Origin of the sequence: Phenylobacterium sp. (assembly GCF_031412415.1) — a bacterium.
In the GTDB taxonomy this organism is placed as follows: domain Bacteria; phylum Pseudomonadota; class Alphaproteobacteria; order Caulobacterales; family Caulobacteraceae; genus Phenylobacterium.
Genome location: NZ_JANOCX010000438.1, coordinates 1 through 4,896, shown reverse-complemented (window position 1 = coordinate 4,896; position 4,896 = coordinate 1). Strand labels below are relative to the sequence as shown.

The window sequence follows — 4,896 nt, the reverse complement described above, 5'->3', positions numbered from 1 at the left end:
AGGTCGCGCACCGCGATGGTTCGCGACGCGCCGTCGGGCGACAGCGTCTCGACGCTGGCGCCGAGCGCGGTAAGGGCCACGGCCATGTCCGAGGGGTGGGTGGCGATGCAGTGGTCGCTGGCGCCGAAGATGGCGCTGTTGCGATTAAGGCCCTCCAGGGCGCCGCAGCCCGAACCGGGCTGACGCTTGTTGCAGGGTTTGGCGGGGTCGTAGAAGTAGGCGCAGCGGGTCCGCTGCAGCAGGTTGCCGCCCAGGGTCGCCTTGTTGCGGATCTGGCCGGAGCCGCCCGAGACAATGGCCTGGACCAGGACCGGATAAAGCGCCCGCACCGTGGCGTCGGCCGCCACCTGGCTGTTGGTCGCAGCTCCGCCCAGGCGAAGTCCGCCGTCCGCGGCCTCGATGCCGGCCATGGGCAGGCGGCCGACGTCGACGAGGTGGGTCGGTCGCTCGATGTCCAGCTTCATCAGGTCCAGCAGGTTGGTGCCGCCGGCCAGGAATTTCGCCCCGGGGGTCGACGCCACGGCCTTCACAGCCGAAAGGGCGCCGGTGGCGCGTTCGTAGGTGAAGGGCCTCATGCGACCTCTCCCGCCACATCGCGGATCGCCGCCAGGATCTGGGGATAGGCCGAGCAGCGGCAGATGTTCCCGCTCATCCGCTCGCGGATCTCGGCGTCGGTCAGTGCGATGTCGCTGGTGAGGTCGTCGGTCGCCTGGCTGGGCCAGTTGTCGGCGGCTTCCTTCAGCATGCCCACCGCCGAGCAGATCTGGCCGGGGGTGCAATAGCCGCACTGGAAGGCGTCCTGGTCCAGGAAGGCCACCTGCATCGGGTGCAAGGCGTCCTCCGTCCCGATGCCTTCGATCGTGGTGATCTCGTCGCCGTCGTGCATGACCGCGAGACTGAGACAGGCGTTGATGCGCACACCATTCGCCAGGACCGTGCAGGCGCCGCACTGGCCGTGGTCGCAGCCCTTCTTCGACCCGGTGAGGCGCAGATGCTCGCGTAGAGCGTCTAGCAGCGTCGTACGCGGATCGAGGTCGAGCGCTCTCGCCTCGCCATTGACGGTGATCGTCGTCTTCATGTCGCCTCCCCAGGCGGGTCGCCGTGAACCGGCGAACCAGGAAATATGTCTAGCTCGGCTCTCCAGGAGCCAGCGCCTTGACCGAAAGGGCGTGGACCTGCCCGTTCAATTCTTCAGTCAGGACCTTGTAGACCATTCGCTGGCGCGCCACCTTGGACGCTCCTTCGAAGGCCTGGGCCTCGATTAATACGTTGAAATGACTTTCTCCCCCCGGTGTCGCGCCCGCATGGCCGGCATGTCGGCCGGAGTCGTCCTGGACTTCCAGGCGGGTTGGCGAGAACGCCGCGGTGAGTTTGTCGTGGATGGTCTCAAATATGGCGCCCATCGGCTGCAAGTTCAATTCTTGAAAGGGACTCTAGGAGCCTCATACTTGGGTCATGGCAGGCGCGTTTCAATACAAGCCTAAATTCGTCGACATCCGGGTGCGTCCACCGACCCCCGAAGAGGCCGCTCAGGCCGATGCCGACGTCTTTACGCTCAAGCCCGGGGAAAGGGCTTGCGACCACGCGGGGTGCCGCGTGGCGGCGACCGCGCGCGCGCCGAAATCCCGCGATATGCTCAATGAACACTACTGGTTCTGCCAGGGCCACGCGGCGGAGTATAACCGCCAGTGGAACTTCTTCGCCGGCATGAGCGAGGGCGAGGTGCGCAAGCGCCAGGCCCAGAGCGCGTCCGGCGACCGGCCGACCTGGGAGTTCAAGGCCAGCCGTTTCTCGCGCGAATCAGCCGCCGCCAGCCACAACTTCGGCAAGGGCCAGGGCTACCGCGACCCGTTCAATTTGTTCGGCGGCGGCGGCCCCAACGCCCGGACGGCGGCGCCGGAAGCCCGAAAAATCGGCAAGCTGGAGCGTAACGCCCTGGCCGACCTCGATCTCGAGGACAACGCCGACGCCCCCCGTATCCGCGCCCGCTACATCGAGCTGGTGAAGCGCTGCCACCCCGACTCCAACGGCGGCGACCGCTCGGCCGAGCACAAGCTGCAGCGGGTGATCAAGGCCTACCAGGTGCTTCGCAAGGCGAAGATGGCCTAGTGCCGCGCCCGCAGGTTTACGCGCGGGGAATGGTCAGAGTCGCAGATCGCCGCCAACGGAAACCCTAGCCAGGGCGCAACCGTGCCAGCCCGATGCGGCTGCGGCAAGCCAACTTAACTTGCGTTGCGGACCCCTCCCTCAAAGTCGATTTGACGCCCTCTCAACGGGGAAGAATCTCATGGCCGGCGGGCGCGATGACGAAGGCGGCGGCCTGGACACGGGCGCGGCCAAGCCGGAGCAAGCGGCTTCGAACGTCATGAAGACGACGCCCGAGAACCAAGCGGCGACCTTCCGCAACCAAGACCAGGTCTGGCCGCACCGGGTGATCCGACGCGGCCAGACTGTGCGGGCGTTGCCGCCTCACCATCGTCCGCTCGCACACCAAGCCTACGAGGTCGGGGACGCGATGATCGGTCTCGACGACTTCATGGCGCGGCGGCGCACGGCCGGGTTCCTGATCTTGAAGAACGGCGAGATCGCGCTGGAGCGATACGGAATGGGTAGCGGCCCGGAGAGCCGCTGGGCGAGCTTCTCGATCGCGAAGTCCATGACGGCGACGCTCGTCGGCGCGGCGTTGCACGATGGCGCGATCGGCAGCCTGGACGAGGCTTGCGGACTCTATGTGCCGCAGATGCGAGGCTCAGCCTACGAGGACGTGACGCTGCGAAATCTGCTGCGGATGGCGTCGGGCGTCATCTGGGACGAGGGCGACAAGTCCGATGGCCGCGACCTGAGGCGACTAGGCCAGGCCATGGGCAGCCGACGGCCAGGCGCCATCCTGGATCTCCTGCGCACACTGCCGCGCGCAGCGCCGCAAGGCGCGGTGTTCAACTATTCGACCGGCGAGAGCGTCCTGCTTGGCGCCGTGGTCGCGGCGGCCACGGGCCGTCCTTTGGCCGACTATTTCGCTCAGACCGTCTGGGGACCGGCGGGCATGGAGGCCGATGGGCTCTGGCAATTGGAATCGGAGGATGGCCTGGAGCTGGGCGGGATGGGGGTCAGCGCCCGCCTGCGCGACGTCGGCCGCTTCGGCCTGCTGGTGCTTGAGGATGGGGAGGCGTTCGACGGCCGACGGGTCCTGCCCAGCGGCTGGCGCGATCTCGCGGGCCAGCCCGACTGCGCGGCGACCGCGTTCGGTCGGCTCATGGCCGGCAGTCCGGCAGGGTATGGCTATCACTGGTGGTCGCTGCCAGGCGCGCCGTTCGCGGACGGGCTCCACGCCGGAGCGTTCCTGGCCCTGGGCGCCTTCGGCCAGCGCATTTACCTCAACCCGACCGAGCAGGCGGTCGCGGTCATCCAGAGCGCGTGGCGGCAGCCGCACGACAGTGAGGCCGAGGCCGAGACCGTCGCGCTCCTCCGCACCTTGATTCGGGCGCTTCGACCCTAGACCGGCACATCCCCCGCCACGGTCGTGCGATGCAGGACCCGCAGGTGGCCATCGTAGCCGCCCTCGGCGAAGTGGACCGTGCAGCGGTTGTCCCACATCAGCAGCATGTCCTTGCGCCACTTGTGGCGGTAGACGAACTCGTCCTGGACGATGTGAGCGAACAGGAACCCCAGCACCGCCTGGCTCTCCTTCACCGTCATGCCCTCGATCCCCACCGTGTAGACCGGGCTGACGAACAACGCCTTGCGGCCGGTCACCGGATGGGTGCGCACCAGGGGATGGGTCAGGGTCTTGTCGGCCTCGGGCGAGACGATGATCTCCATGGTCCGCTTGGCGGTCTCCTTGGCGAACACGCCCTGGGTTCCATAGGCGCGGCTGGCGGAATGGACGGCGCGCAGGCCTTCCAGCATCGCCTGCATCACCGGCGACAGCGCCTCGTAGGCGCGCGAGCAGTCGGCGAACAGGGTGTCGCCGCCGACCGGCGGAATAACCTGGGACCGCAGCAGGGTGGCGGCGGGCGGGGCTTTCTGGAAGCTCCAGTCGGAATGCCAGCCCGCGCCGAAATTGGTGGCCTTCTCGTCGGGCTCGCGGCGCAGCTCCAGCACGTTGGGATGCCCCGGCATCGGGGCGATGAACGGGTCCTCGCCGAACGGGCCGATCGCCTGGGTGAAGGCTTCAAGCGCCTCCAGCGACAGCGGCTGGTCGGGGAAGGCCACCACCGAATGGCGGGCCCAGGCGGCCTTGATCTGGGCCAGGGCGGACGGCGATGGCGGGCGGGACAGGTCGACGCCCTCGATCAGCGCGCCGAAGCCGGTCTCCTGAGGCGTGACGACGATCTCGTCCACGACGGTGGCCTGACCCATGGCGTTCCTCCCGATCCTTCGTGGCGTATCCTCGCCTCTGTTCGATCTTCGCGCCTTTTACGGTTCGGCGAAAGCGCGGTGGCGACTGACCCAACGGAAGCTGCGCCAGGATCGGGAAAGCGTCTGAGCCACAGACCTCGCCCAAGTCGCCCGAACCCCGCAAACTGACGTTTGCATTGACCGCGTAACCCTGTAATCGAAGCCCGCCATGACTTCTTTCGCCGACACCCAAGACGACAAGCTGATCGCTCTGGTCCCGGACAAGAAGGTCTCCATTCGCGAGGCCTTCGGCGTGGACAGCGACATGACCGTGCCCGCGTTCTCGACGCGGGACGCCCACGTGCCCGATCTGGACCCCGCCTATAAGTTCGATCCGGAGACGACCAAGGCCATCTGCGCCGGGTTCGCCTTTGATCGTCGGGTGATGGTCCAGGGCTATCACGGCACCGGCAAGTCGACCCACATCGAGCAGGTGGCCGCGCGCCTCAACTGGCCGATGATCCGGGTGAACCTGGACAGCCACGTGTCGCGGATCGA

General features: G+C 67.4%; 6 protein-coding genes and 1 pseudogene. 3 read left to right on the top strand and 4 right to left on the bottom strand.

Annotated features, from left to right (window positions below; all coding sequences use genetic code 11):
* The 3 genes from RMO04_RS20155 to RMO04_RS20145 form a co-directional block, all read right to left on the bottom strand.
* On the bottom strand, positions 1–575 hold a 575-nt coding region (locus RMO04_RS20155; RefSeq protein ID WP_309646556.1), incomplete at its 3' end, for an FAD binding domain-containing protein.
* Positions 572–1,078 carry a 2Fe-2S iron-sulfur cluster-binding protein gene (locus RMO04_RS20150; protein ID WP_309646555.1) on the bottom strand — a complete coding sequence of 169 codons (507 nt, stop codon included), beginning with the start codon at positions 1,076–1,078 and terminating at the stop codon, positions 572–574. The genes RMO04_RS20150 and RMO04_RS20155, both read right to left, overlap by 4 nt.
* Positions 1,079–1,127: 49 nt before the next feature.
* Positions 1,128–1,403 carry a BolA family protein gene (locus RMO04_RS20145; protein ID WP_309646554.1) on the bottom strand — a complete coding sequence of 92 codons (276 nt, stop codon included), beginning with the start codon at positions 1,401–1,403 and terminating at the stop codon, positions 1,128–1,130.
* Between the two features lie 52 nt (positions 1,404–1,455).
* On the opposite strand from RMO04_RS20145, the gene RMO04_RS20140 reads away from it, so the two are divergent.
* Positions 1,456–2,109: a J domain-containing protein gene (locus tag RMO04_RS20140; RefSeq protein ID WP_309646553.1), complete on the top strand. Its 654-nt coding sequence runs from the start codon at positions 1,456–1,458 to the stop codon at positions 2,107–2,109.
* 178 nt (positions 2,110–2,287) lie between these two features.
* Positions 2,288–3,496 carry a serine hydrolase gene (locus RMO04_RS20135; protein ID WP_309646552.1) on the top strand — a complete coding sequence of 403 codons (1,209 nt, stop codon included), beginning with the start codon at positions 2,288–2,290 and terminating at the stop codon, positions 3,494–3,496.
* Here the strand turns inward: RMO04_RS20135 and RMO04_RS20130 are convergent.
* A complete protein-coding gene (locus RMO04_RS20130; RefSeq protein ID WP_309646551.1) occupies positions 3,493–4,359 on the bottom strand; it encodes a TauD/TfdA family dioxygenase in 867 nt (288 codons plus the stop codon). The two genes, RMO04_RS20135 and RMO04_RS20130, sit on opposite strands and share 4 nt — an antisense overlap.
* A 208-nt stretch (positions 4,360–4,567) precedes the next feature.
* Here RMO04_RS20130 and RMO04_RS20125 point away from each other — a divergent pair.
* A pseudogene (locus RMO04_RS20125) lies at positions 4,568–4,896 on the top strand (cobaltochelatase subunit CobS); the annotation flags it as partial.